Source organism: Neptunicella marina, from assembly GCF_014270035.1.
GTDB lineage: Bacteria > Pseudomonadota > Gammaproteobacteria > Enterobacterales > Alteromonadaceae > Neptunicella > Neptunicella marina.
In genome coordinates this window covers 263,882-288,448 of record NZ_JACNEP010000005.1, presented here as the reverse complement: position 1 = coordinate 288,448, position 24,567 = coordinate 263,882, and the positions used below count along the sequence as shown (strand labels likewise).

The following is a 24,567-nucleotide window of genomic DNA, read 5'->3' as shown; positions in this document are numbered from 1 at the left end:
TCATGGTTGGGTTTAAGGTTTGGATTTACGCTGACTATGGCGAATATGGCCATAGTTTAAAACCGCAACAAACACACTTCCGCCTACCAGATTACCCGCCAGTACTGTTATGATTACCGGAATGAGCTGCATAAAATGAATGCTATCGCTAATAAAATAAGCGGCAAACAATTCAATTGAACCTGCGATGGAATGATGCAGGCCACCCAGACCAATAATAAATGTTACAATGTAAATGCTTACTATCTGGCTAAGTGTTGAGTAGGTTGATAAAACAATCCATGCACCCAGTGCCATAAGCCAACCGGCCAGTACCGCGCTGACAAAGAGCGTGGTAGGTGGAAAGTGCATTAAATGATCCGCCAGAATTGCATAACCCCGGCTGGCATTGATTACATCCTCTGCCACATTTAGTAAGCCGGCACTGGCGAGCCCACCCAACATATTACCTGCGACCACTATGCCCCATAATCGCAGAAGTCGTTTGGCATCTGATTTACCATCAAGCACCGGATATACGGCTGTAGCTGTATGCTCGGTAAAAAGCTGTGTTCGACTTAAAATACAAAGAACAAATCCTAACGGATAAACCAGTGCTATCAGTACTTTGTTTAATCCCTGGCTGATGTCAGGAATCAGGCTGGCCATCACTGCAACCGCCAGAACACTAAAACATAAAATCATGCCAGCAGCCACGGCAGATAACAGCAAAGATACACTCGGGCGTTCTAGTTGTTCTTTACCCTCGTGAATGGCTTTCTCAAGAATGTCGTCGGGATGACGGAAGGTTTCATCGGTACGTTTAACAATAACCGAAACAAACTCGTTGTTTTCCTGTTTGCGTTCAATCGAGCGGCCTGTTTCTTTATCACTGGTTAAAGGGTCACCAGAACTGGAGATAAGTTGAGATTTTGATTCCTGCATGGCATTTCCTTTTCCAACAATAAAAAATTAATAGTGAGGAGGTGGTGTTTCCTGTGTATCACTGGCTAAATTCGAGCCTTGCATACTTTTTACTTTATCCAGTAAATATGCGATTTGGTATTGAGCTTTTTCTAATTGTTGTTGTTGACTGGTAAGCGCTTCATTTAGCAATTCAATAGTATGCTCCTGAAAAGCGATTTTGGTTTCGAGTTGCTCAAATTGTTCATCATAATTATTCATTTAAGTGATTCTCCAGTGGCCACACTTCAGCCAGCCCACTACTGCTTTCTGATATCACGTTATTATCCGCTAAAAAACCTACCGCATAAACCACTGCACTTTGCGGTGCAGGGCCTTCCTTCGGTGCAACGCGCCACTCCTGCAGGTTCTTACCTGAAGAAACTTGCCAAAGATCAATACGACGTGCTGGAGAGCCGGTTAATAAGTATCGCCCATCTTTGGAAAAGCGTGCACTGCTAAATATTTTTTGTCTTTCAAAATAGTGTAGGTTGCTAATTTCTTTGCCTGTTTTAATGTCCCATATTCTCGCTAACTTTTGGCTATCTGCGGTAAAGGCATAGCGGCCTTCCGGATCCAGCGCGACTTTTGTTACTCTGCTTGGGTGGGTAAAACTATAGATAACCTGACCTGTCCGAGTATCCCACAGATATGCGACATAGTCGTTACTTCCTGTCAGAGCGTAATGACCATTTGGAGACAGTGCCACACTATTGATTTTTTCGCTGTGCCCTAAAAACTCCAGCCTACGTCCGGTTTGAGGTTCAAAAAACATTACTTTACCATTACCTCGCCCTACCAGAATTCCCCGTCCATTATCTGCGACAGCAATATCGCGAATCGAGGATTCATCTATGCGCCACAACCCCTCAGGCTCGCCAGTTTGTAAATTCCATAATCCAAAGGCTTCACGATCTGAGGTGACGACATAACTGTTGTCATAGGAAATATCCAGACTTACTACCAGGTTGGTCGCGCCGCCTTGATGTCGCCAGTGAAAGCGTTTCTTGCCGGTAGATAAATCCCATACACTGACATCCTGAGATGCGCCTGATACTACACTAACAGAGCCATCACTGGATATGGCTGCAGCCAACGAACCACCCGGACTGTGTAAGTCGCGGCTTAACGGTTTTGACTCAAGGAATGAGCATCCTGTCAGTAGTAAAATCAAGCCTAAGCGCAAAAACTGCAACATAATTGGTTTCTCTTTTGACTGGGGCAGTTTAGTATTAGCCCCTCATATTTATCATTCAGTTATTATAACAACCCGTAAAGCATTGCTGAGTATGTGCCTAAGGTATTGAAACTGTGATAGATAATATGGTCACAGATATAGATAAACGGTAACCCTTTTTATTATATGGGTGCAATCAAAAGGACGTACTCATTTATTGTGATGAGTGAAACCAACTGAGAGATTGACATCAATTTGGAGAAATTCATGAAGTATAAATCCGTTGCATTACTGCTAATTTCATCATTGGGCTTATTCGCCTGTCAGCAGGAAAGTACTGATACAGAGAAAAAAGAACTGGTACCTGCAGAGCAGAAAGCAGCAGAGTTTAAAAATGATAGCGACAAGCAAGCTTATGCATTAGGCGCGTCTTTAGGGCAATATTTAAATCAACAACTTAGCTTACAGGAAGAAACCGGTATAAATCTGGACCGTGAGTTGGTCATTCAGGGAGTTGTGGCTGCAGCCAAGGATAAATCGGTATTAACACCTGAACAAATTCAGGAACAAATTACCGCCTTGCGTGAATTAGTCAGCAAGAAACAAGCAGAAAAAACCGAAGCACAAAGTGCTGAAAACCAAAAAGCAGGTGAAGCCTTCTTAGCAGAAAATGCTAAAAAAGACGGTGTAAAAGTGACAGATTCAGGTCTGCAATATGAAGTGGTTAAACAAGGTGATGGTCCTAAGCCTAAAGCCGAAGACACTGTTAAAGTTCACTACCGTGGTACCTTAATTGATGGCACTGAGTTTGATTCGTCTTATTCACGTAACCAACCTGCCGTTTTCCCTTTAAATCGGGTTATCTCAGGTTGGACTGAAGGTTTGCAATTGATGAATGTCGGGTCGACGTACCGTTTCTACATTCCTGCAAACTTAGCTTACGGCAGCCGCAGTACGGGTAAAATCACGCCAAACTCTACATTAATTTTTGATGTGGAATTACTGAGCATTGAAACGCCAGAAGAGGCACCTTCTGCCGACTAATGCATTGTTTCGTTTAGCTAAAAATAAAGCCGGGGATTAACCCGGCTTTTTTGTGTTCGGCTATCTCCATGCCGACCCTATTCCTCGATATATGTATTCCGTTATACGGAATGAAAATGCCGGTTTCCCGGTGAAGGTAAGTACATTGAGTAATTGCAAAGCTCTCCTCTCATGCCTTTTTCATTGCTTCTTTGAACAATGTTATCCACATAACTAAGTATAGTTAATAAGGGATGCATGCACTGTTAGCTTTTATAATTTATTGCGCTAACCAAATAATAAATCATGCCAGATGGAGTATTAACGGCGACTTCATCATCCACACTTTTACCGATTAATGCCCGGGCTGTGGGAGAATCGATACTAATCTTATTGTTTTTGGTATCTAATTCATCAGGGCCAACAATCTGGTATTCAACAGCCACATCCTGTTCATCTAATAAGGTTACATAAGCCCCAAAAAATACCCTGCCTTGTTGTTGAGGTGACGGATAAATAACAGTCAGCTCATCCAGTCTTTTGGTAAGAAAACGTACGCGTCTGTCTATTTCACGCAGTTGTTTTTTGCCATAGATATATTCTGCATTTTCCGAGCGGTCGCCTTGTGCTGCCGCTTCCTGTACCGATTTGGTCACTTGTGGGCGTTTTTCTTTCCACAGGTAACGTAATTCCAGCTCGAGTTTTTCCCAACCTGCGCGGGTGATGTAATTGGTTCTTTTCATACAATCTCGTAAAAAATACTTTTTGACCTGTGTTTTACTGGTAATATGCGGCGCAAGCCCATATATATGCCTTCAATTCTGACAATTCAATCCGCCAGTAAGAGCTTTTCATGATTACCAATATTATCGCAAACGAACTTCAGGTTACTTCCAAACAAGTACAGGCGGCAATCGACCTGCTTGATGAAGGGGCAACGGTTCCCTTTATTGCACGTTATCGTAAAGAAGTGACACAAGGTTTAGACGATACACAGTTAAGAACGTTGGAGCAGCGCTTGCAATATTTGCGTGATCTTGAAGATCGTCGCAATGTTATCCTTAAATCTATAAAAGAACAGGAAAAACTTACCCCTGAACTGGCAGATAAAATTGCGAAAGTTGAGAGTAAAACTGAGCTGGAAGATTTGTATTTACCCTACAAACCGAAACGTCGTACTAAAGGCCAGATAGCAATAGAGGCTGGTTTAGAACCCTTAGCTGATGCATTGTTTAATAATCCGGATTTGGATCCGGAACAACAAGCCAATGATTTCATTAACGCTGAGGCTGGTTTTGCAGATACTAAAGCGGTGTTAGATGGGGCTAAATTTATTTTAATGGAACGTTTTGCTGAAAATGCAGAGCTGTTGCAAAAAATTCGCCGTTATCTGGCAGAAAATGCGCATATCAGCAGTAAAGTTGCACCGGGACAAGAGCAAGCTGGTGCTAAGTTCGCTGATTATTTTGAGCACAGCGAAAAGCTGTTGAAAACGCCGTCACACCGCGCGTTAGCTATGTTCAGAGGTCGTAACGAAGGCATGTTGCAGGTAAGCCTTGTTGCTGGCCCTGCGGCAGGTGAAGAGGTTAAATCGTCTTACTGTGAACAAATTATCGCTCAGCACTTTAATCTGAATTTTTCTAATCGTGCTGCAGACAAATGGCTGCAATCAGTCGTGCAGTGGACATGGAAAGTCAAAATCCTGCTGCATATGGAAAACGAGTTGTTTGGCACACTGCGTGAAAATGCGGAAGCTGAAGCCATTCAGGTCTTCGCGAAAAACTTAAATGATTTGCTGATGGCAGCCCCTGCCGGTGCCAAAGTCACTATGGGACTTGATCCTGGTTTACGTACCGGGGTAAAAGTTGCCGTGGTTGATGAAACGGGCAAAGTGTTAACAACCAGCACTATTTACCCTCATGCACCGCAAAACCACTGGGATAAATCGGTTCGTTCACTGGCTCACATCTGTCAGCAATACAAAGTAAAACTTGTGAGTATTGGCAATGGCACCGGTAGTCGTGAAACCGACAAACTGGTTGCTGAATTAATGAAAGCGAATCCGGAACTGGGTTTGAGCAAAATTATGGTCAGTGAAGCCGGCGCCTCTGTGTATTCTGCATCGGAACTGGCAGCAAAAGAATTTCCGGATATGGATGTATCCCTGCGTGGTGCCGTCTCTATTGCACGTCGTTTGCAGGATCCATTAGCAGAATTGGTAAAAATTGAACCTAAAGCCATCGGTGTTGGCCAGTATCAGCATGATGTTAGTCAGAGTTTGTTGGGCAAAAGTCTGGATGCAGTGATTGAAGATTGCGTAAACGCAGTCGGCGTTGATTTAAATACCGCGTCCGCAGCGTTATTAACCCATGTATCAGGTCTTAACAAAACACTGGCAAATAATATTGTTCAGTTCCGTGATAGCAATGGTGCGTTTGCCAGCCGTGATCAATTGCTTAAGGTTGACCGTTTAGGGCCAAAGGCCTATGAACAATGTGCCGGTTTCCTGCGAGTGATGAATGGCAGTAATCCACTGGATAGTTCAGCGGTACACCCAGAAGCCTATCCTGTTGTCACCCGTATTGTGCAAGCTACGTCGAGTGCGGTAAACGATCTGATTGGTAATACCCAGTTGTTAAAACAGCTAAGCCCTGAACAGTTTGTTGACGATCATTTTGGTGTACCAACCATCACAGATATTATCAAAGAGCTGGACAAGCCGGGCCGTGATCCTCGTCCCGAATTTAAAACGGCAACCTTTAAAGAAGGCGTTGAAACCCTGGCAGATTTAAAAGTGGGTATGACGCTGGAAGGTGTGGTAACAAACGTTGCAAACTTTGGCGCCTTTGTTGATGTGGGTGTGCATCAGGATGGCTTAGTGCATATTTCTGCACTGACCAACAAGTTTATTTCTGATCCACGTGAGGTGGTTAAAGCGGGTGATATTGTTAAAGTGAAAGTGCTGGAGGTCGATGCTCCACGTAAACGTATTTCGTTAACCATGCGTTTGAATGATGATGTGCCTGCGGCTCCTGCAAAATCAGCCAAACCTGCTGCCAAGTCGTCACGTAATGCGCCGCGCAATACCTCTAATAATTCGCGTTCTGATAAAGCGCCAGCAAATGCAGCTATGGGTAACGCATTTGCAGATGCATTCGCTAATGCCAAAACACGTAAATAAAAAGGCCGCTATTGCGGCCTTTTTATGCACTTAATTCAATTTGGTGTTCAGCAACCTGCGACGTTTGTAGATAGTGATCGGTAATTCTCAACGCCCGCTGATTGATACCGGCATCGCGTTGATTGATCAAATTTTTATAGCGCTCTGTGTGACTATTGTTAGCACTTTCCAGAGAGACTTCGTTACCACTGGCTTGTGCAACAGGGTCATCTTCTTGTAAAGAACGTCTGACTGAATCAACACCCGCACCTTGTACAATATCTTCCAGTTCCGGGCCTTGCTGAGTTTTGTTATCGCCTTCACCAAAAACCTGATCAAAACTGCTGCTGGTTTCTTTACTGCGTTGCTGCGCAATTTCCGCGCGTGCTTCACTGGCTTTTTGATTGGCTTCTGCAGCCACTTGCAGGTCTTTGGGCGAAGGTTCTACCGGCGCCAGAGCAGCGGATTGTACTTGCTGCATTTTGCGTAAAGTTTCTTCCGGAGAAGATTCTTCGGAAATATCAATCGATACCTCCCCTTCTACCGCATAACGTTTACCATCAGGGCCAGATTCAAACTCGTAATTGGGGGCACTGGCGTGCTGTCCGCCTGCTCTGGCATGTGCTTGTTCGTGATTGCGAACTTCTACATCCCGTTGCTTGAGCTCTTCAATTTTGCCTTCTTCTGCCTGCTGTTTTTGTTTGTCTTCAGCATTTTGTTTGCCAGCACTTGGATCATCTGCATTATCCTGATCGATGGATTGTTCGGCAGAAGATGGTTGCTGATTGGCTGACGGTTTGTCATAAGTCGGGTTTTGCGTTGTTTGTGTTGCAGGCTGACGTAGTCTGTCATTGTCAGTAAATACACCTTTTTCCGCAGCCGAGTCATCAGGTTGTGTTAATGCCGGTATGGTCTCACGCAACTGGTTTTCACGGCGAGCCGACTCCGTATTGAAGTTGGTTGTCGTGAAAGACAAGTTGGTTGGGAAAGCCGGCAAAATATTCATAATGAATAAGTCGTACTTAAGCGATATCGTCGATAAGGCGGCCAATCATATTGTCAGCAACACCGATTACTTTCGCGGATGCTTGCGCATAGCGTAAATTAGTTTGTAATGATACAAGATCAGATGTCACGCTATCTTGTCCCTGCAAACTATTAATTAGATTACCGGGTAATTTTAATTGCTGACGGGCAGCATCTGCCAGTACGTCCTGCGTATCCCGCTGTTGTGCTGTTTTGATTGCGATATCGGTTGATGTCTGAGTTATTCCATTGGATGCCTGTTGCAAGCCAAACACCCCAGACAGCAAAGCCGAGTTGACGTTGTTATCAACATTCATAGCCATACTACCACCTCTCACTTACCTCATGGTTAATTATTAACCAAAAGCAAGTTTGTTTGAAGTGTTTGTTAGCTTTTATTTTACTAATCGAACTCCGCTATATATCGCTGTGTTCTAGTGTATTTGGTCTACAAAGCCTTTTATGGCCTTAATAAAGTCTTCAGGATGAGAAATAAAGGGCGCATGTGAGGCTTTTTCGAAAGTGACAACCTGACTATTTGTATAACATTCAGTAATCGCTGGTTGTGTTTTTGCTGGCACCAATGAATCCAAACGTCCAAAACAATTTAATACGGGAATTTCAATCGTGTTTAACTGCTGGCGTAAATCCGTGTACTCCAGAATTTGCAAACCTCCTATCAATGCATTCACATTTGGTGATGGGTATTGCGCTACTGCAGCGTTAAGTGCCTTTATATCTTGCCGGGCAGACTGACTACCCATAGCCTGAATTGCCAGAAAACGCTCCAGCGTTTTAGCAAAATCTTCCTGTAATTGTTCAGAGAACATTTGCAGGACTTTAAAGTTAATCCCTTGCCAGTTTTTATCGCTAACAAACTTTGGAGAAGAGGCAATATTAATCAGTCCTGCAAGCTGCACCTGATTGTTTAACGCAATTTGATTGGCTACCAGGCCTCCTAAGGACCAACCAATTAATATTGCTCCTGCTGGAATATGAGGCTCCACTAACGTACTGATTTTTTGTAAATTGTATTCATCGGGAAGACATTGATGGCTTAATCCAAAGCCGGGTAAGTCAATAGTGTGTATCCGGTAATCCTGTTGCAACACCTGATTGATTCCCTGCCAAACTCCTGAATTTACTCCCCAACCATGTAGAAATACCAAATCTTTTCCCTGACCGGTTTGATGGCGATAAATACAATTTGTCATAAAGTTACGTTACTACCTGTTTGAAAAGGATGATTCAGATTGGCTGGATTGATTCAATGGCGAAGCGTTGTTATCTATGCTCAACAACTACGTCTGTTACTCAAGAAATTGGCTCAGCATATACCGCAATTATGTCTGGTCTGCCATCAGCCTTCAATGACCTTGCTGTGTAAATGTTGTCAGGACGACATAGTTTTAATGGACTTAAATGCCTGTGATTACCATTTACTGAACGTGCCCCGTATTGCATCTGCATTGCCGGGAATGTCTTGTGAACGACTTATCGCCATAGCCAATTATCAGCAACCGCTTAAATCTATGTTATTGGCGCTTAAATTTAATCGACAACTGGTTAACGCCAAAGCCTTGGCTGATTTGTTCTGTAAGGCGATAGACAGCGCAGATGATATCTTGCCGGAGGCTATCGTACCGGTGCCTTTACATCACAAACGCTATAAACAGCGCCACTACAATCAAGCGCGGGAAGTGGCGCGCTATGTCGCTGAATATTTTGAACTGGCCTTAGACGACACCTTTTGCAAACGGGTTAAATATACTCAGGCACAGACTGAACTTAGTGGCGGTCAACGACGTAAAAATCTGAAAAATGCATTTGAAGTGGTTGCTAATAAGACCTACCAACATATTGCTATATTTGACGATATCATCACGACAGGCTCTACAGTCAATGAACTTAAACGTACAATTCAGCGACAATATCCTCAAATGCGCATTGATATCTGGTGTGTTTGCATTAGTTTGTAAAGAACCAAAATGTTATAGCTGCTTGAGATTATCTTACCTGTCCCCATTTATGGTTTATCAAGATTACCTGAGTGATTTAGTCAGGTAATCTTGATAAACTAGCGTAAATTTTCATCCTACGGGAAAAGATATGATCACTATTTCACAATCGGCACAGCAACATTTTGTCAAATTGCTGGGATCTCAAGCTGAAGACACTAATATTCGGGTATTTGTCGTCAATCCTGGCACGCCAAGTGCGGAGTGTGGTGTGTCTTACTGTCCGGCCGAGGCGGTTGAAGACACCGATTTGCGTTTTAATTTTGATGGATTTGATGCAGTCGTTGACGCGGAAAGTGCGCCCTATCTGGAAGAAGCAGAAATTGACTTTGTTACCGACCAGATGGGTTCTCAGTTAACCTTAAAAGCGCCTAATGCTAAGGTGCGTCAGGTCGACGAAGATGCACCCTTAATTGAGCGCATTAATTATGTGTTGGATGCGGAGATTAATCCTCAACTGGCCAGCCATGGCGGTAAGGTTATGTTAGTCGAAGTAACCAAAGATGGCATTGCTCGTTTGCAGTTTGGCGGTGGTTGTAATGGCTGCTCAATGGTAGATGTTACTTTAAAGGAAGGCATCGAAAAGCAATTGTTAGCACAGTTTCCTAATGAATTAACTGCGGTAAAAGATGCCACTGAGCATGAAGCCGGTGAGCATTCTTACTACTAAGTTCTGTAACGCCACTTAGCATGACGTTTAAACATCTTATATATAAATTAGGCGCGGCTCCTCAAAGGAGTTCGCGTCTTTTTTTTACCGGGCTTATTGCTTTTGTGGTGGGGTTGGTTGGTGTTTATGTGTCGGTTAATTTTATGCAAACTTATGCTGTGATACTCAAATGGCTGAGTCTGGCAATAATGTTAATCAGTTTTGTTGTGGCGATGACAGGTTACGTCGGCATTTTAGCCAATCGTTTTGCTCAGGTGATTAATTTATCAGAGCCTCGCGGCGGCAGAGATAAGTGAAGTGAGCAAGCAAACAAGCCCCTCTGGCGCTGACAAAGGCTAAAAAGGCAATCCATAACCCATGGTTTTGCTGATGTTCCAGCAAATAATAAACAGGCAGGAAAACACCCACTGCGCTGAAAATCATACTGTTACGCATTTGTATTGCGCGGCTAAGACCCACGTAGACACCATCCATTAAAAAACACCAGTGTGCTAGTAATGGCAATATACAAACATAAAGCAGGTAGTCGCTGGCTAGTGTTTGCAGTGAAGGTAAATCGGTTAATAAGCTGACGATATTATTACCAAATACCGTAAAAATAATGCAATAAAAGAGTGCCAGTGCAGAGGATATGAGCAGTCCGGTACGGGTAATTTCGATGATGCCCTGAGATTTTTTAGCCCCTTTATTTTCGCCGATTAATGCTTCTGCCGCATAGGCAATGGCGTCCAGCCCGAGCGCACAGAAAACGAAAAACTGATGCAATAAATTGTTAACCGCGACTATATCTTCGCCCCATTGTGCTGCTTTCACGACCATAAACGCCAGACAAAACTGCAAAGCCAGATTGCGCAAAAACATATTGCTATTCAGACGTAGCATGGTGGTTAGCGAGCTCAGGCGAAACCAGAGCGCTTCAATCTGTGCTTTTTTTACCTGAGGAAAAATGAAATACAACATCGCGATGCAGGTTGTGTATTCAGTAATGACTGTGGCAAAAGCGACGCCTTTTACGCCCATATTAAAGCCATATACAAATAAAAGATTTAATACGACATTGAGCAGGTTAGACAAAATCTGAATCCACATCACCACTTTGACTTGTTGCTGCCCTATTAACCAACCTACTAACACCATATTGGTTAATGCGGCCGGTGCTCCTGCTAGTCGTGTAGTGAAATAATCATTGATAACCTGTGCAAGGTCATGACTGGCATCGGTAATATTGATTGCGACTGAGATAAACAGCTTTTGAGCAGCAATGATGAGTATCGCAGCTGATAGAGCCACAAAGACGCCCTGCCACAAAGCACGACTGGCATCTCTAATTGACCCGGCACCTTTTGCCTGTGCACTTAAGCCTGTGGTGCTCATACGAAGTGCACCACACAACCAGTAAATCTGGGTAATTAACATTGAGCCGATAGCCACACCCGCCAAAAAATGCACAGCATTCATATGACCCACCACCGCAGTATCAACAAAGCCCAGTAAGGGTTGCGATAAGTTACTCAAAAACATTGGCCACGAGATAGCCATGATTTTTGTTACATCACTTTTGTTGTTGCGCCAGTAGCTGTTCATCATAAAAAAATGATTTAATGCAGTTATTCGGGTTGAAGGCTGATTATAAAGGAAAACGTTATTAAGAACTTCTATTCTAAAATCAAAAATTGCTTACTTGCCGGGTTGTGTATGTGTTCGATTAACGCCATGGCACAAAGTGGGGTGATTCTGGTTTACCATCATGTCAGCAGTGAAACCCCCGCCAGTACCTCAGTAACTGTAGAGCAGTTTCGTCAGCATCTTAATTTGATTAAACAACATTACACAGTATGGCCGCTGGATAAGATGGTTAAGGCGTTAAAACAAAACAATTTACCAGCCAATACACTGGCCATTACCTTTGATGATGGGTATATCGATATTTTGCAAAATGCCCATCCTATGCTGCAAGAGTACCAATTTCCTTACACCGTATTTGTAAATCCGGATCAGATCGGAGTCAGGGCGAATCAACTCACCTGGCAGCAAATAAAACAAATGTCACAGCAGAATGTATTGTTTGCCAATCACACCAACGAACATGTTCACTTGTTGCAAAAGCAGCAGGATGAAACTGATGAGCAGTGGTTTTCACGTATTACCCGCAACATACAAAGGGCAGAGAGTAGCTTGCAGCAGCAACTTGGATACAGCCTTAAATATGTGGCCTATCCCTATGGAGAATATAATCAACAAATCCAGCAGTGGATGACAGACAATGGTTATGTTGGTTTTGGCCAGCAATCCGGTGCGGTTGCGGCTTACTCTGATTTTAGCGCGTTACCGAGATTTCCATCGGCAGGTATATATGCCAACTTAAAAACTCTGCAAGTTAAAATGGCCTCGCTGGCAATGCCGGTTACTTCGATAAATTTAGCCGATACTGAATTTAAAGCGGGAGAAAAGTATCCACTTATTAAAGTGCAGGTTGATTTGTCTGATATGCGTAATAGCGGTTTAAGTTGCTTTCAGGATTCAGAGGCTCTGGATGTAAGCTGGAACAAACAACAATTTACTATTCAGCCAAAAGGTAATATACCAGCCGGGCGCAGCCGTATTAATTGCACCGTGCCGAGCAATAGCTTAAGTGGTCGATATTATTGGTATTCTATTCCGTTTTTCGCTGCAGACAACAATGGAAACTGGCTGGACTAAGGCCGCATGATTAACGGCATATCGGCGAGGATTTTCTGATTGTCGCTAATTGACGGCTGACCAAGTTGATGTGTGGGTTTAAAGCGTCCAATCACCTGTGCTTGTGGATTAATAATGACAACTGAAGCGCTGTGATCGACTAAATAGTTACCATCCTCGGTGCTATCGTTGATGCCATACATCATGCCTAGCTTGCGGATTAGCGGAAATAACACTGCGTGTTCTGCGCTGGCGGCAATAAACTCCGGGTTAAAAAACGCAATATAATCTTTTAGGCGTTCGGTTGTATCGCGCGCCGGGTCTACTGATATAAATAGCACTTGAACCGGATATTCAGATTTTATTTTTTGCAGCTCAGGATAAATTTCATTAAGGCTGGCCAGTGTTGTCGGGCAGATATCCGGGCAATAGGTATAGCCGACAAAGGCCAGCGTCCAGTGTTGTTTGAGCTGTTCAGCTGTAAAGGCCTGCCCTTGTTGATCTGTTAATTGTACATCTCCTAAATCCCGGGGGGCAGGGTACATATTGGCATACTGAATTGACGCTTCCGGGGGAGATACTTTTGTTGAAAAGTACACCCCGGCAAGAAGAGATAACAGCAGAATCAGTGAAATTAAAACAGAGCGTAAATTCATAGCGTGATTTTTAGGTAGTGATCGATGAGCAGCAGTAAAAATAATAACATTAAATGCACAATGGAAAATTTAAATGTTTTCATGGCTGTGTCTGCGTCAGCATCAAATTTAAGTTTCCAGGCATAATACAAAAAGCCGATATTTAATAAGGTCGCCCCAAGCAAATAAATGATACCTGTCATACCCACCAGATAAGGCAATAAACATACAATACACAGCAAAATGGTATACAAAAATACGGAGGTTTTGGTGAAATCGATGCCATGGGTTACGGGCAGCATTGGCACGCCAGCTTTGCTGTAATCTTTTTCGCGATGAATGGCCAGAGCCCAGAAATGCGGGGGCGTCCAGGTATAAATAATTAAGACCAGCAAAAGTGCATGTGGGTGAATGCTATCGGAAATGGCACTCCAGCCTAGCAATGGCGGCGCCGCACCTGCTAAGCCGCCTATTACAATGTTTTGTGGTGTCGCACGCTTAAGATACATAGTGTAGATCACCGCGTAACCTACCATGCTGGCGAGCGTGAGTAAGGCAGTGAGTCGGTTTACCCATATTTCGAGGGCTGCGTAACCGATTATCGCCAGTACAAAGGCAAATGCTAACGCATGTTGCGGTGATATTTTCCCTCTGGGAACCGGGCGGTTATGAGTGCGTGCCATTTTCGCATCAATCTGACGATCGACCACATGATTAATGACTGCTGCTGATGACGAGAGCAAACCTATACCAAACAGCCCTGCGATCACATTCACCCAGGGCAATGCACCGGGACTTGATAAACACATCCCAACTACAGCTGTGAGCAATAATAATAGAATGACTTTGGGTTTGGTCATTTCATAATAATCACGCCAGCTCACCCGGGCTTTATACATGGGTTTGTTTGTTAGAGTTTTTGAGCTCATATCACCTCACGCTTTGCGGAACAGGGTGTAGTTAATCAAAACCATCACCATTAACAAACAGGCACCAACGGCGTTGTGCATAACGGCAATAGCAACAGGTAAACTGAATACTACATTACTGATACCTAAAGCTACTTGCAAACCCAGTACCAGTACTAAAACGATAGCCTGATTTTTAAAGGTATCAGTATGAGCCACACGATACAGTTTACTTGCCAGCCAGCATAAATAGATGAATGTAACTAACGCGCCGGCACGATGCATAATGTGCATTGTCATGCGTTCACCATAGTCGTGTACACCAAATTCATAGTTTTCGGCAGAGGGAATACTGAAAGCACCGATAAAGTCGAGTTTTTGCCACCAACCGGGCTCGCAAACCGGCAATTCAGTGCAGGCCAGAGCTGCATAATTGGCGCTGGTCCAGCCGCCTAAGGCAATTTGTCCAATGACGATAAACAATCCGATCAAGGTGAATTTCGCCAGTTTCCTGACGTGAGGATCGCCCCCCGGAATACGAAAACCCGAAAGTCGCAGATGCAGTAAATAGAGACATGCCAGAATACTGAATCCACCGAGTAAATGTCCCATCACCACTAATGGCATAAGATTTAATGTCACGGTCCACATACCAAGAGCGGCCTGAAAACATACCAGTATTACCAGCAGTAGCGGCAGCTTTAATGGGCGCATAGGTTTACGGTTAAGCAAACTCACCACAAAAATACCCAGTATGAGCAATCCTAATGCACCAGCAAAATAGCGATGTACCATTTCATTGCGAGCTTTGTGGGGTTCGATTGGACGATGCGGGAAGGCCTGTTCTGCTGCAGCAACATGTGCAGCTTGTTTAGGCACGCTGTAATGACCATAACAGCCTGGCCAGTCGGGGCAGCCGAGCCCTGCATCGGTCAGGCGGGTATAGGCGCCTAAAATAATCACGGCAAATACAAGGAAAAGACTAGCCAACACCATTTTCTTCACGATATTTGCTCCTTTAACCAATGCGTGAAAGCTTAAGCAGTTTTTTTACATCGGCTAGTATGTCGCGGCTGTGCATAACCGCTTTTTGTTTTTGTTGCTGCAATCCATAGCGCAATATTATGTTTTGCAAAGTATCAACGACGAAAATACCATCAGCTGATGATTGTTTAAACACATTTTGGATGTTTTGTGTGCTGGTTTGCAGCTGGTGGATGTTATCTAACTGTTTGATATCATTATTGATTGTAGGGTCGCTTTGTTCGGTGGTGATAAGGAGAGCCTGAACTCTGTCGCTTTCGCGCCCCAGCGCCAGCCAAACCTGATGGATACTGTAGATGGCATTTTTACAGGATTGGTCACACTGCTCTGGTATCACGTACACCAGTCTCCAGATCGTCGGTGGTTTTGTTTTCGAATACAGCGGCGTGGCATCCAGCACGGGCTCGAGTAATTCACCTTTATTGGTTGCGGCACGGTTAAACCAGTCTAATTCGAGGGCTAGTTTGGCTAATGCGACCGGTAAAATGAAAACAATAGCCAGTACAATCATGATCTTTTTATTATTCATTGTGGATTTCCCGGTTATATCTGAAAAGGGCAATGATGGTGATAATTAAGGCTGCCGAAGCCAGTCCAAACCACTGAATGGCATAAGCGATGTGTTTCTCCGGCGGCATTACCACAGCTTGCCATTGGCGAATGAGCGGTTGCGATGGATCAGGAGCAAGCTGTAACACTATTGGTAAAAGGTTTAACTGCGATACAGTTTGCATTTGTTGTAAATCTATTTGCTGAATTCTGACAGGCCATGTATTTGTTGTTTTTAATGAATCATTAATCATCGGATTTAAATCGGGAATGGCTAGTGTGCCTTGAAGCGTTTGCTGACTGGCTGGTACAGATACTAAAGGCAGCAGCTCTCTGGTGGCCGGTGCTTTTATCCAGCCGAGATTTACGGCTAGCACTCCCCAATTTGTCTGAAATAAAGCCACTACATGGTAACCAATTTGACCATGCACAATTCGGTTATCAATGAAGAACAGTTTTTCCTGTATAAAATGCCCTTTTACTTCAATCGGGTAGTCTCTGATATCGCCTTTTTGACTGAGCAGTTCATTTAGCGCATAGGATTGTGATTGCTGGCGTTGTTGTATTTGTTTGAGACGCTGGTTTTTCTGTTCGGCACGGTCCAGTTGCCAAAAACCAAGCTGGAGCATGGTGACAAATGCCAGCATACTGATTAAGGTTGCAACAATTGGAATTCGATACCGGCCTAGTTTCAAGGTCATAGGAGGCGAATTATGTTAATTAAAATCATTGTGGGTGGCTTATTACTGCTTATGGTTTACAACCTGTTTCGTGCCATGTTGGTGATGCTCAAAGATGAGCCTAATCAACCGCCCATGAGTAAATTTATTGGTCGGCGGGTACTACTTTCCGCCATTATTGTTATTTTATTATTAGTGGCGATGGCAACTGGCCTTATTACGCCTAATCCGAGAATGTTTTAATGTTGCCGCCGAAGCGGCAACCATCTCTCGTCACAATACGTAAACAAAGAAAAACAGCATCACCCACACCACATCTACAAAGTGCCAGTACCAGCTTGCTGCCATAAAGGCGAATTGGTTTTCGGCATTGAAGTGGCCTTTAAGTACCCGGAAAAACATCACAATCAGTAAAATGGTACCCAGAGTGACATGTAATCCATGAAAGCCTGTGAGCATAAAAAAGGTATTACCGTACACCCCAGACTGCAAAGTTAACCCCATTTCACGATAGGCATGGATATATTCTTCGGCTTGTAAGATTAGAAAGAAAATACCCAGTAAAATAGTCACGCCTAACAGTGAGGTCAGTTTTTTGCGATTGCCAGTTTCCAGTCCTACATGAGCAAAATGGCAAGTTACAGAGGACAAAAGCAGGACCACTGTGTTTATCAGTGGCAACCCATACCAGCCCATGGCTTCAGTTGTTGTTCCATCAGGTGTTGTCACCAGAGGCCATATCGCTTCAAAGCCCGGCCATAAAACTTCGTTAGTCATAGCATTATTGGATGCTCCACCCAACCACTGGGTGGAAATGACTCTGGCATAAAACAATGCCCCAAAGAATGCGGCGAAAAACATGACTTCTGAAAAAATAAACCAGCTCATACCTTGTCGGTAGGAGCGTCCTAACTGTTTGCTGTGTATGCCATTCATCGACTCATGAATTTGGTCTCTGAACCAGCCAATTAACATGGTAAATAAGGTGATCAGCCCCGCCAGCAGAATTAATCCGCCATACCCGTCTTCACCTTTACTTGATTCAATAACAAAGTTTCCGGCTCCCACCGCTATTAAAAACAGCGCCACGGCACCTACAATTGGCCAGGGACTTTGCGCAGGAACATAATATTTTTCATATTGTTGTTGTGACATGATCTTCTCCCTATTTCCTTATCTCATCGCGACTTTGTTGCTGGTTACATCGTAAAGGGTGTAAGACAAGGTAAAATAATTAATGTCTTCTGGTATTTGCGGATCGATATAAAAACGCATTGGCATCCGTGCTTCTTCTCCGGCTTTTAATGGTTGTTGTTCAAAGCAGAAGCATTCTGTTTTATTCAAATACAGGGACGCCAGTCCGGGGGAAACTGAAGGTACAGCCTGCCCAACAATGTCGTAACTGGCTGGATTGTGAGCGTAAAAATCCACTTCTTTCAGTTCTCCGGGATGCACCTGGATTTTTTTTGTCTCAGAGCGAAACACCCAAGGCATACCTGTATTAGTACGAGTGATAAATTCCACAGTAATCAAACGCGAAGTATCAATTTCCACGTGTTGATAAGCCGCTGCAGTATCATTGGTTTTACCGTTAATACCTGTGATATCACAAAATACGTCATAGAGCGGAACCAGCAAAAAGCCAAAACCAAACATCCCCACCACCACTAACAGCAGTTTGAACACTGTTTTGTTGTGCTGTGGTGAGGTGTGATTGCTCATGCTTATTTCACTACCGGTGGTGTTTCAAACGTATGGTAAGGAGCGGGAGAAGGTACTTCCCATTCTAAACCTTCTGCACCTTCCCATACTCTGGCTGATACTGGTTCACCTTGTTTTTTGCAGGCCTTAATTAACAACGCGAGGAAAATCAGTTGTGAGAGGCCGAAGGCGAAACCACCAATGCTGATCCATTTATTAAAATCGGCAAATTGCAATGAATAATCCGGAATACGTCTGGGCATACCAGCCAGCCCTACAAAATGCATGGGGAAAAACAGCAAATTAACTGAGATGAGTGAACACCAGAAATGCCATTTGGCCAGTGTGACGTCATACATCTTACCGGTCCATTTGGGTAACCAGTAATAAGCCGCCGCCATTATCGAAAAGATGGCACCTGTCACCAGAACATAATGGAAGTGTGCGACAACAAAGTAGGTGTCATGGTACTGGAAATCTACTGGTGTAATTGCCAGCATCAGGCCTGAGAATCCGCCAATGGTAAACAATACAATAAATGCCAGAGCAAACATCATGGGGACTTCAAAGGTCAGGGAGCCTCGCCACATGGTTGCTACCCAGTTAAATACTTTCACCCCGGTAGGCACTGAAATTAGCATGGTTGCTATCATAAAAAACATTTCAGCAAACAGGGGCATGCCTGTGGTGAACATATGGTGCGCCCATACGATAAAAGACAGTAACGCGATTGAAGCGGTTGCATACACCATCGATGCATAGCCAAACAAAGGTTTGCGCGCAAAAGTCGGTACAATCTGAGAAATAATGCCAAATGCAGGCAGTATCATAATGTAAACCTCAGGGTGACCAAAGAACCAGAAAATATGCTGGAACATCACCGGATCACCACCTCCTGCAGCATTAAAGAAGCTGGTACCAAAAAACTTATCGGTTAACACCATGGTCACAGCTCCTGCCAGTACTGGCATTACTGCGATCAGCAAAAACGCGGTGATTAACCAGGTCCACACAAACAGCGGCATTTTCATAAAAGTCATGCCCGGGGCGCGCATATTGAAAATAGTAACGATGACGTTAATTGCCCCCATTATCGAGGATGCCCCCATGATGTGTACTGAGAATACAAATAACGCAGTGCTGTCGTTGCTGTAAGTGGTTGAAAGCGGTGCATAGAATGTCCAGCCAAAATTAGGACCACCGCCTTCTAAAAATAATGAAGATAACAGGATTAGAAAAGCAAAAGGCAGGATCCAGAAACTCCAGTTATTCATGCGCGGCAGCGCCATATCCGGCGCACCTATCATCATTGGGACCATCCAGTTAGCCAGGCCGGTAAACGCGGGCATTACTGCTCCAAATACCATTATCAGTCCGTGAACGGTTGTCATCTGGTTAAAAAAGTTGGGTTCAACAATTTGTAGACCTGGCTCAAATAATTCGGCGCGAATTACCATGGCCATCGCCCCACCCGTTAAAAACATGATAAAGGCAAACCATAGGTACAATGTGCCTATGTCTTTGTGGTTTGTGGTATACAACCAGCGTTTAATCCCGCTGGGAGCATGATGATCGTGATGTTCGTCGTGGTGCACTTGTTCTGCTGCGCTACTCATCATCTTTCTCCTATTGACCTTTTATCACTGCATTGACGTCTTTAGCCTGAACCGTTTCGCCGGTACTGTTTCCCCATGCGTTACGTTCATAGGTGATCACTGAAGCTAAATCTTTCAAGCTCAGCTGCTTACCAAACGCCTGCATTGCAGTGCCACTGACTCCATGTACCACTACATCGATGTGATGTTTTACATCACCGGTAGCGACTGGACTGTTTTTAAGTGCGGGGAAAATACCTGGTAAACCTTCACCATTGCCCTGGTGACAAGCCGCACAGGTTGATTGATAAACTTTTTGGCCGTTTTCCATTAGCTCTTCCATGCTCATGTTCATGGCCAATAGTTTTTGTTCTTCTTCTTTAGCTTTACGCTGAATTTCAGCTTGCTCATCAACCCAGTTTTGATAGTCGGCAGGCTCTTTGGCGATAACCACAATAGGCATAAAACCGTGATCCTTGCCACACAGCTCGGCACATTGGCCACGATAGATGCCAGGCTCGTTTACCCGGGTCCAGGCTTCGTTAATAAAACCGGGATTGGCATCTTTTTTAACTGCAAAGGCAGGCATCCACCAGGAATGGATAACGTCGTCAGAGGTGATCAGAAATCGGACTTTTTGTCCTGTGGGGATCACCAGGGGACGATCAACTTCAAGCAAGTAATTTTGTTGTTTCTCAAATTTGTTATGGATCTGTTCGGGCTGTGTGGCGAGCACCGAGTAATACTCAACATCGTTGTCCATATACTTGTAGTGCCACTTCCACTGTGAACCGGTTACCAGAACGGTAACGTCGGGATTACTGGGATCTTCCATGGCAATTAAGGTTTTCGCTGCTGGAATGGCAATTCCGATCAGAATTAGAAACGGAATAACGGTCCAGACTATTTCCACTTTGGTACTTTCATGGAAATTGGCGGGTTTTGCACCACGAGACTTGCGGTGCAGATACATAGATATAAACATGGCACCAAATACCACCACCCCAATAACCACACAGATCATAAAGATGGTCATATGCAGGTCGTAAACCTGCTGGCTTATATCGGTTACGCCTTTGGTCAGGTTCAACCGCATACTTTCACCATTGCTTTCAGCCAAAGCAGATGCAGACAATAACGCAAGGACGGCCATGGCCCTTTTGAGCACACCTTTTTTCACGTGACTTCTCCTTGTTTGGCAATCTACATAGCAATAGCAACCCACACTTTGCTCTTGCTAAGACGGCAAGATATTCCAAATTTTGTTGTTTAAAATTACGCGCTTATGTAAAAAAAAACGTTAATAAGAGTACAAGAATTACTCACTTTAAAGGTGGACGTCTAGCTTTTTGTCTAAAAAATGATTTGTTTGGTTAAAAAGTGAGCGTTTGGGTATTGATAACATAAAAAAGTTAACTTGTTTAGATTTTATACAAGTTAACTTTTTGGTTAGTTAGGAAAATTAAAAATAGGAGGGGGGAATTACATCCAGTCGCTATTGCGAATAACACCAACAGCGATACCTTCAATATCAAAAGGTTGTACAGACAAATCAACTTTAATGGGTGAAAACTCTTCATTCTCGGCATGCAGTAACACCTGACTGCCTTTACGTTCGAAACGTTTAACAGTGACGTCTTCATCCACCCGAGCAACGACAACCTGACCGTTACGTATATCTTTAGTGCGGTGAACTGCCAGTAAATCGCCATCCAAAATACCAATGTCTTTCATACTCATGCCGCTAACACGTAATAGGAAATCGGCACTGGGATGAAACATGGATGGATCCACTTTATAGTGGGTTTCCACGTGTTCCTGAGCCAAAATAGGTTCTCCTGCAGCAACGCGTCCAACCAGAGGGAGGCCTTGTTCCAGTTCCATCTCATCATCATTAGTTGCAACCCGGATACCACGAGAAGTTCCAGGTAATATTTCAATCACCCCTTTTTTGGCCAGTGCTTTTAAGTGTTCTTCCGCGGCATTGGCTGATTTAAAACCTAATTGTTTGGCAATTTCAGCCCTTGTGGGGGGCATACCGGTATCTGCTACTGTGTCTTTAATCAGTTGCAGTATCTGTTGTTGTCTTGGAGTTAGTGGACGCATAAACAGCCTGTTTTTCTATACAGTTTAAACTAGTGTATAACCATTTTGTTTGTTAGTACAAGAGGAATGCGTATTTTAGACCCATTTAACGTGGTTAATTGAAAGTTTCAGGTGCTATCACTAAAGCTAAACTTGTATAATCCGCCTTTTGTGTCTGCTAGGTGCTATGCTTTGGCGCATTCTTATTCAGGAGCATTAATGATTATGACGTGGTTGCAAAAAGGGCTGTCCGCAATCATCTCGATACCGGCAAAATGGTTTATTAAAACTAAAGTGGTACCCACTGATATTCAATCAGAATTGGGGCTGGACCCCGCCCGTCCGATCATCTATTTGTTAAAAAACCAGTCTTTGAGCGATAGATTGGCGTTGAGTAAAGCTGCGAAAAAATTGGGCTTACCTGCTCCTTCTGGTTCAATAACTATTGCTAATGAAAATATTGATAGCTGTTTATTTTTGGAAGGTCCAATGCCCTTGTTTGGCAGTAAACCTGGTCGCAGTGACATAGATAAACAAGTTACCCGGATTTTTCAGGCGCATCATCAGGATCCCAATCTGGATATTCAAATAGTACCTGTTGCCTGTTTCTGGGGCAGAGCGCCAGGTAAAACAGAGGCCAGCTGGCGTGACATATTGATTAGCAAGTCGTCTCCAAACTGGTTAAGAAAAGCCTTTATGGTGATGTTTTTAGGACGCGATAATCTGGTTTATTTTAGTAAGGCGGTGTCGTCTGCCTATATGTCGAGCGAGCATGGTACTGATTGCGAAATTGCGCACAAGCTTATTCGTGTTGCAAGAGCCCACTTTCAGCGCCGCAAACAAGCGGTTGTTGGGCCCAGACAAATGGCGCGTGAACAAATTATTCAAAGTGTGCTTGCATCGGCAGCGGTTCAGGAAGCTATTGCAGAAGAGAAACAGTCAAAAAAGTTGAGCCATGATAAAGCGATGGTTCGTGCAAAAAGTTATGCCGATGAAATTGCCGGTGATTATAAAGAAGGCTTGATTCGTATTGCCGAAAAGCTGCTTACTCGTTTGTGGAATAAGGTATATAACGGCCTGGAAATTCATCACTCAGATAAAATAAGGCAGCTGGCGCAAAGTGGTCATGAAATTATCTATGTACCCTGTCACCGTAGTCATATGGATTATCTGTTACTCACCTATGTGATTTACCATCAGGGACTGATGATTCCGCACATCGCGGCAGGAATCAATCTCAATTTCTGGCCAGCTGGACCCATTTTCAGACGAGCCGGTGCTTTCTTTATCCGCCGCAGTTTTGCCGGTAACAAGTTGTATACCGCAATTTTCCGCGAGTATTTGGAACAATTGTTTAATCGTGGATATTCGGTTAAATATTATCCTGAAGGTGGACGCAGCCGCACCGGGCGTTTATTACCGCCTAAAACCGGTATGCTGGCGATGACGGTACAAAGTCTGTTTAAAAATAGTAAGCGTCCTATCAGTCTGGTGCCCGTGTATATTGGTTACGAACACGTAATGGAAGTGGCCAGTTACCTTAACGAATTGCGTGGTAGCCAAAAGAAAAAAGAATCTTTCTGGCAGGTTTTTTCTGCATTACGTAAATTAAAAAATTACGGTATTGGCTGCCTGAACTTTGGTGATCCCATCAATCTGACACAGTTTATCGACCAGCATCAAACCGGTTGGCGTAACGATATAGAAGAAAATCCAGATAAGAAACCCACCTGGTTAACTCCTGTGGTCAATCAGTTAGCGACGCAGGTTATGCAGCGGGTCAATCAGGCCGCGGCCATTAACGGTATGAATTTGGCCTCTACTTGTTTACTTGCGTCTGAACAGCATGCGTTAACCCGCAATGAATTGCAGTTTTGCATGGATGGTTTTCTGCAGTTATTTAAGCAGGCTCCGTATAGCAGGCTGATGACCTTACCAGCTATACAGGGTAAAAAGCTGGTTGATCATATATTGTCTTTGAATAAGTTTGACGTTCGTAATGATAATTTCGGGCAGGTTATATCGTTAAATGAGCCCAGTGCTATTGCGATGACGTATTATCGTAATAACACTATTCATCTCTTTATGTTGCCGGGGTTAATTGCCGCTATGGTGTTAGGTGAAAAAAGTCTGGCAAAAGCTGATATTGAACGGCGTATGGCCTTAATTTTTCCTCTGCTCAAAAGAGAATTGTTTTTGCATATGGATTGGCAGCAGATGCTTGGTCTGATGCAAGACATGTTGCAGGCTATGCTGGAAAATAATCTTTTGCAGAACAATGAAGGGCAATTTGAAGCGGCTGAACGAGGCAGCGACGCCTACTTTTTACTGAGTATCCTGAATAATGTCGCACAGCCGACCATCCAACGATATGCGATTATATTAACGTTGTTAGACGATGAATCCGGACTAAGTCGTCAATCGCTGGAAAAACAAAGTATTAAATTGGCCGAGCATTTAAGTCGTTTGCATAAGGTCACCGCTCCTGAGTTTTATGACAAGAATATTATTGCTTCTTTGGTGCAATCTTTGCGTGAATCGAAACTTGCAACAATTGATAGCAGTGGTGTACTGCATCGCAGTGAGCAAAGCAATTGGTTATTAGGCTGTTTTAATCATTGGCTGGCTGCTGATATCGCCAAAAGTATTCGCCAGCCTTAGCTGGCGAATACATA

The 24,567-nt window shown here is 43.8% G+C and carries 26 protein-coding genes; 8 read left to right on the top strand and 18 right to left on the bottom strand.

Annotation, left to right across the window (positions count from 1 at the left end; genetic code table 11):
- Window positions 1-12 precede the first annotated feature (12 nt).
- The 3 genes from H8B19_RS08625 to H8B19_RS08615 are packed head-to-tail and all read right to left on the bottom strand — an operon-like array spanning window position 13 to window position 2,140.
- Window positions 13-924 (bottom strand): formate/nitrite transporter family protein, encoded by a 912-nt coding sequence (locus H8B19_RS08625; RefSeq protein WP_186506393.1) that lies wholly within the window; start codon window positions 922-924, stop codon window positions 13-15.
- Window positions 925-951: 27 nt separating this feature from the next.
- Window positions 952-1,164 carry a SlyX family protein gene (locus H8B19_RS08620; RefSeq protein WP_186506392.1) on the bottom strand — a complete coding sequence of 71 codons (213 nt, stop codon included), beginning with the start codon at window positions 1,162-1,164 and terminating at the stop codon, window positions 952-954.
- Window positions 1,157-2,140 (bottom strand): WD40 repeat domain-containing protein, encoded by a 984-nt coding sequence (locus tag H8B19_RS08615; protein WP_186506391.1) that lies wholly within the window; start codon window positions 2,138-2,140, stop codon window positions 1,157-1,159. Before H8B19_RS08615 ends, H8B19_RS08620 begins: the two co-directional genes overlap by 8 nt.
- A 246-nt stretch (window positions 2,141-2,386) precedes the next feature.
- Between H8B19_RS08615 and fkpA the strand changes: the two genes are divergently transcribed.
- A complete protein-coding gene (gene fkpA / locus H8B19_RS08610; protein WP_186506390.1) occupies window positions 2,387-3,163 on the top strand; it encodes an FKBP-type peptidyl-prolyl cis-trans isomerase in 777 nt (258 codons plus the stop codon).
- A 245-nt stretch (window positions 3,164-3,408) separates the two neighbouring features.
- Here fkpA and greB read toward each other — a convergent pair whose 3' ends face one another.
- Window positions 3,409-3,885 carry a transcription elongation factor GreB gene (gene greB / locus H8B19_RS08605; RefSeq protein WP_186506389.1) on the bottom strand — a complete coding sequence of 159 codons (477 nt, stop codon included), beginning with the start codon at window positions 3,883-3,885 and terminating at the stop codon, window positions 3,409-3,411.
- A 110-nt stretch (window positions 3,886-3,995) separates the two neighbouring features.
- Between greB and H8B19_RS08600 the strand changes: the two genes are divergently transcribed.
- A complete protein-coding gene (locus H8B19_RS08600) occupies window positions 3,996-6,323 on the top strand; it encodes a Tex family protein (RefSeq protein ID WP_186506388.1) in 2,328 nt (775 codons plus the stop codon).
- A gap of 22 nt (window positions 6,324-6,345) precedes the next feature.
- Here H8B19_RS08600 and H8B19_RS08595 read toward each other — a convergent pair whose 3' ends face one another.
- The 3 genes from H8B19_RS08595 to bioH all read right to left on the bottom strand — a co-directional run bounded on the left by H8B19_RS08595 (window position 6,346) and on the right by bioH (window position 8,542).
- Window positions 6,346-7,308, bottom strand: a complete 963-nt coding sequence (locus tag H8B19_RS08595) for a putative metalloprotease CJM1_0395 family protein (RefSeq protein ID WP_186506387.1) — start codon at window positions 7,306-7,308, stop codon at window positions 6,346-6,348.
- Between the two features lie 16 nt (window positions 7,309-7,324).
- On the bottom strand, window positions 7,325-7,651 hold the full coding sequence (locus tag H8B19_RS08590; protein WP_186506386.1) for a hypothetical protein: 327 nt from the start codon (window positions 7,649-7,651) through the stop codon (window positions 7,325-7,327).
- 111 nt (window positions 7,652-7,762) lie between these two features.
- The gene (gene bioH / locus H8B19_RS08585; RefSeq protein ID WP_186506385.1) at window positions 7,763-8,542 is read right to left on the bottom strand and encodes a pimeloyl-ACP methyl ester esterase BioH; all 780 of its coding nucleotides are present in this window, start codon (window positions 8,540-8,542) and stop codon (window positions 7,763-7,765) included.
- A gap of 39 nt (window positions 8,543-8,581) precedes the next feature.
- Here bioH and H8B19_RS08580 point away from each other — a divergent pair, with 39 nt between their 5' ends.
- The 3 genes from H8B19_RS08580 (at window position 8,582) to H8B19_RS08570 (ending at window position 10,312) form a co-directional block, all read left to right on the top strand.
- Entirely contained in the window at window positions 8,582-9,307 is a 726-nt protein-coding gene (locus H8B19_RS08580) for a ComF family protein (RefSeq protein ID WP_186506384.1), read from the top strand.
- 130 nt (window positions 9,308-9,437) lie between these two features.
- The gene (gene nfuA / locus H8B19_RS08575) at window positions 9,438-10,016 is read left to right on the top strand and encodes a Fe-S biogenesis protein NfuA (RefSeq protein ID WP_186506383.1); all 579 of its coding nucleotides are present in this window, start codon (window positions 9,438-9,440) and stop codon (window positions 10,014-10,016) included.
- A gap of 20 nt (window positions 10,017-10,036) precedes the next feature.
- The gene (locus tag H8B19_RS08570; protein ID WP_186506382.1) at window positions 10,037-10,312 is read left to right on the top strand and encodes a hypothetical protein; all 276 of its coding nucleotides are present in this window, start codon (window positions 10,037-10,039) and stop codon (window positions 10,310-10,312) included.
- Here H8B19_RS08570 and H8B19_RS08565 read toward each other — a convergent pair.
- Window positions 10,275-11,603, bottom strand: a complete 1,329-nt coding sequence (locus H8B19_RS08565; protein WP_186506381.1) for an MATE family efflux transporter — start codon at window positions 11,601-11,603, stop codon at window positions 10,275-10,277. The genes H8B19_RS08570 and H8B19_RS08565 overlap by 38 nt on opposite strands.
- 108 nt (window positions 11,604-11,711) lie before the next feature.
- Here H8B19_RS08565 and H8B19_RS08560 point away from each other — a divergent pair, with 108 nt between their 5' ends.
- Window positions 11,712-12,716, top strand: coding sequence for a polysaccharide deacetylase family protein (locus H8B19_RS08560; protein WP_186506380.1), 1,005 nt, complete (start codon window positions 11,712-11,714; stop codon window positions 12,714-12,716).
- Here H8B19_RS08560 and H8B19_RS08555 read toward each other — a convergent pair.
- From H8B19_RS08555 to H8B19_RS08535, 5 genes are read right to left on the bottom strand one after another with little or no spacing between them, the layout of a single operon-like run.
- Complete coding sequence (locus H8B19_RS08555; RefSeq protein WP_186506379.1) at window positions 12,713-13,351, bottom strand: SCO family protein; 639 nt, start codon at window positions 13,349-13,351, stop codon at window positions 12,713-12,715. The two genes, H8B19_RS08560 and H8B19_RS08555, sit on opposite strands and share 4 nt — an antisense overlap.
- Window positions 13,348-14,259, bottom strand: coding sequence for a heme o synthase (cyoE, locus tag H8B19_RS08550; RefSeq protein WP_186506378.1), 912 nt, complete (start codon window positions 14,257-14,259; stop codon window positions 13,348-13,350). Before cyoE ends, H8B19_RS08555 begins: the two co-directional genes overlap by 4 nt.
- A 6-nt stretch (window positions 14,260-14,265) precedes the next feature.
- Window positions 14,266-15,243 (bottom strand): COX15/CtaA family protein, encoded by a 978-nt coding sequence (locus H8B19_RS08545; protein ID WP_186506377.1) that lies wholly within the window; start codon window positions 15,241-15,243, stop codon window positions 14,266-14,268.
- A 13-nt stretch (window positions 15,244-15,256) separates the two neighbouring features.
- Window positions 15,257-15,811 (bottom strand): hypothetical protein, encoded by a 555-nt coding sequence (locus H8B19_RS08540; protein ID WP_186506376.1) that lies wholly within the window; start codon window positions 15,809-15,811, stop codon window positions 15,257-15,259.
- Window positions 15,804-16,532 carry an SURF1 family protein gene (locus H8B19_RS08535; RefSeq protein WP_186506375.1) on the bottom strand — a complete coding sequence of 243 codons (729 nt, stop codon included), beginning with the start codon at window positions 16,530-16,532 and terminating at the stop codon, window positions 15,804-15,806. The genes H8B19_RS08540 and H8B19_RS08535 overlap by 8 nt, the downstream gene beginning before the upstream one ends.
- A 12-nt stretch (window positions 16,533-16,544) precedes the next feature.
- Between H8B19_RS08535 and H8B19_RS08530 the strand changes: the two genes are divergently transcribed.
- Window positions 16,545-16,754, top strand: a complete 210-nt coding sequence (locus H8B19_RS08530) for a DUF2909 domain-containing protein (RefSeq protein WP_186506374.1) — start codon at window positions 16,545-16,547, stop codon at window positions 16,752-16,754.
- 30 nt (window positions 16,755-16,784) lie between these two features.
- On the opposite strand, the gene H8B19_RS08525 is transcribed toward H8B19_RS08530, so the two are convergent.
- The 5 genes from H8B19_RS08525 to lexA form a co-directional block, all read right to left on the bottom strand.
- Window positions 16,785-17,666: a cytochrome c oxidase subunit 3 gene (locus tag H8B19_RS08525; protein ID WP_186506373.1), complete on the bottom strand. Its 882-nt coding sequence runs from the start codon at window positions 17,664-17,666 to the stop codon at window positions 16,785-16,787.
- Between the two features lie 18 nt (window positions 17,667-17,684).
- Window positions 17,685-18,233, bottom strand: a complete 549-nt coding sequence (locus tag H8B19_RS08520) for a cytochrome c oxidase assembly protein (protein WP_186506372.1) — start codon at window positions 18,231-18,233, stop codon at window positions 17,685-17,687.
- 2 nt (window positions 18,234-18,235) lie between these two features.
- A complete protein-coding gene (gene ctaD / locus H8B19_RS08515) occupies window positions 18,236-19,828 on the bottom strand; it encodes a cytochrome c oxidase subunit I (protein WP_186506428.1) in 1,593 nt (530 codons plus the stop codon).
- Between the two features lie 10 nt (window positions 19,829-19,838).
- On the bottom strand, window positions 19,839-20,960 hold the full coding sequence (gene coxB, locus H8B19_RS08510) for a cytochrome c oxidase subunit II (RefSeq protein ID WP_186506427.1): 1,122 nt from the start codon (window positions 20,958-20,960) through the stop codon (window positions 19,839-19,841).
- A 329-nt stretch (window positions 20,961-21,289) separates the two neighbouring features.
- Window positions 21,290-21,913: a transcriptional repressor LexA gene (lexA, locus tag H8B19_RS08505; RefSeq protein ID WP_186506371.1), complete on the bottom strand. Its 624-nt coding sequence runs from the start codon at window positions 21,911-21,913 to the stop codon at window positions 21,290-21,292.
- Window positions 21,914-22,117: 204 nt separating this feature from the next.
- Here lexA and plsB point away from each other — a divergent pair, with 204 nt between their 5' ends.
- Window positions 22,118-24,553, top strand: a complete 2,436-nt coding sequence (gene plsB, locus H8B19_RS08500) for a glycerol-3-phosphate 1-O-acyltransferase PlsB (RefSeq protein WP_186506370.1) — start codon at window positions 22,118-22,120, stop codon at window positions 24,551-24,553.
- Window positions 24,554-24,567: the final 14 nt, after the last annotated feature.

Bases quoted from the DNA above. Each gene is read 5' to 3' on its own strand.
- coxB (WP_186506427.1), bottom strand. From the start codon at position 20,960: ATGGCCGTCCTTGCGTTATTGTCTGCATCTGCTTTGGCTGAAAGCAAT.
- fkpA (WP_186506390.1), top strand. From the start codon at position 2,387: ATGAAGTATAAATCCGTTGCATTACTGCTAATTTCATCATTGGGCTTA.
- greB (WP_186506389.1), bottom strand. From the start codon at position 3,885: ATGAAAAGAACCAATTACATCACCCGCGCAGGTTGGGAAAAACTCGAG.
- H8B19_RS08560 (WP_186506380.1), top strand. From the start codon at position 11,712: ATGTGTTCGATTAACGCCATGGCACAAAGTGGGGTGATTCTGGTTTAC.
- H8B19_RS08530 (WP_186506374.1), top strand. From the start codon at position 16,545: ATGTTAATTAAAATCATTGTGGGTGGCTTATTACTGCTTATGGTTTAC.
- ctaD (WP_186506428.1), bottom strand. From the start codon at position 19,828: ATGAGTAGCGCAGCAGAACAAGTGCACCACGACGAACATCACGATCAT.
- plsB (WP_186506370.1), top strand. From the start codon at position 22,118: ATGACGTGGTTGCAAAAAGGGCTGTCCGCAATCATCTCGATACCGGCA.
- H8B19_RS08620 (WP_186506392.1), bottom strand. From the start codon at position 1,164: ATGAATAATTATGATGAACAATTTGAGCAACTCGAAACCAAAATCGCT.
- H8B19_RS08520 (WP_186506372.1), bottom strand. From the start codon at position 18,233: ATGAGCAATCACACCTCACCACAGCACAACAAAACAGTGTTCAAACTG.
- H8B19_RS08615 (WP_186506391.1), bottom strand. From the start codon at position 2,140: ATGTTGCAGTTTTTGCGCTTAGGCTTGATTTTACTACTGACAGGATGC.
- H8B19_RS08555 (WP_186506379.1), bottom strand. From the start codon at position 13,351: ATGAATTTACGCTCTGTTTTAATTTCACTGATTCTGCTGTTATCTCTT.
- H8B19_RS08600 (WP_186506388.1), top strand. From the start codon at position 3,996: ATGATTACCAATATTATCGCAAACGAACTTCAGGTTACTTCCAAACAA.
- H8B19_RS08590 (WP_186506386.1), bottom strand. From the start codon at position 7,651: ATGGCTATGAATGTTGATAACAACGTCAACTCGGCTTTGCTGTCTGGG.
- H8B19_RS08540 (WP_186506376.1), bottom strand. From the start codon at position 15,811: ATGAATAATAAAAAGATCATGATTGTACTGGCTATTGTTTTCATTTTA.
- H8B19_RS08570 (WP_186506382.1), top strand. From the start codon at position 10,037: ATGACGTTTAAACATCTTATATATAAATTAGGCGCGGCTCCTCAAAGG.
- H8B19_RS08625 (WP_186506393.1), bottom strand. From the start codon at position 924: ATGCAGGAATCAAAATCTCAACTTATCTCCAGTTCTGGTGACCCTTTA.
- H8B19_RS08525 (WP_186506373.1), bottom strand. From the start codon at position 17,666: ATGTCACAACAACAATATGAAAAATATTATGTTCCTGCGCAAAGTCCC.
- nfuA (WP_186506383.1), top strand. From the start codon at position 9,438: ATGATCACTATTTCACAATCGGCACAGCAACATTTTGTCAAATTGCTG.
- H8B19_RS08535 (WP_186506375.1), bottom strand. From the start codon at position 16,532: ATGACCTTGAAACTAGGCCGGTATCGAATTCCAATTGTTGCAACCTTA.
- H8B19_RS08595 (WP_186506387.1), bottom strand. From the start codon at position 7,308: ATGAATATTTTGCCGGCTTTCCCAACCAACTTGTCTTTCACGACAACC.
- cyoE (WP_186506378.1), bottom strand. From the start codon at position 14,259: ATGAGCTCAAAAACTCTAACAAACAAACCCATGTATAAAGCCCGGGTG.
- bioH (WP_186506385.1), bottom strand. From the start codon at position 8,542: ATGACAAATTGTATTTATCGCCATCAAACCGGTCAGGGAAAAGATTTG.
- lexA (WP_186506371.1), bottom strand. From the start codon at position 21,913: ATGCGTCCACTAACTCCAAGACAACAACAGATACTGCAACTGATTAAA.
- H8B19_RS08565 (WP_186506381.1), bottom strand. From the start codon at position 11,603: ATGATGAACAGCTACTGGCGCAACAACAAAAGTGATGTAACAAAAATC.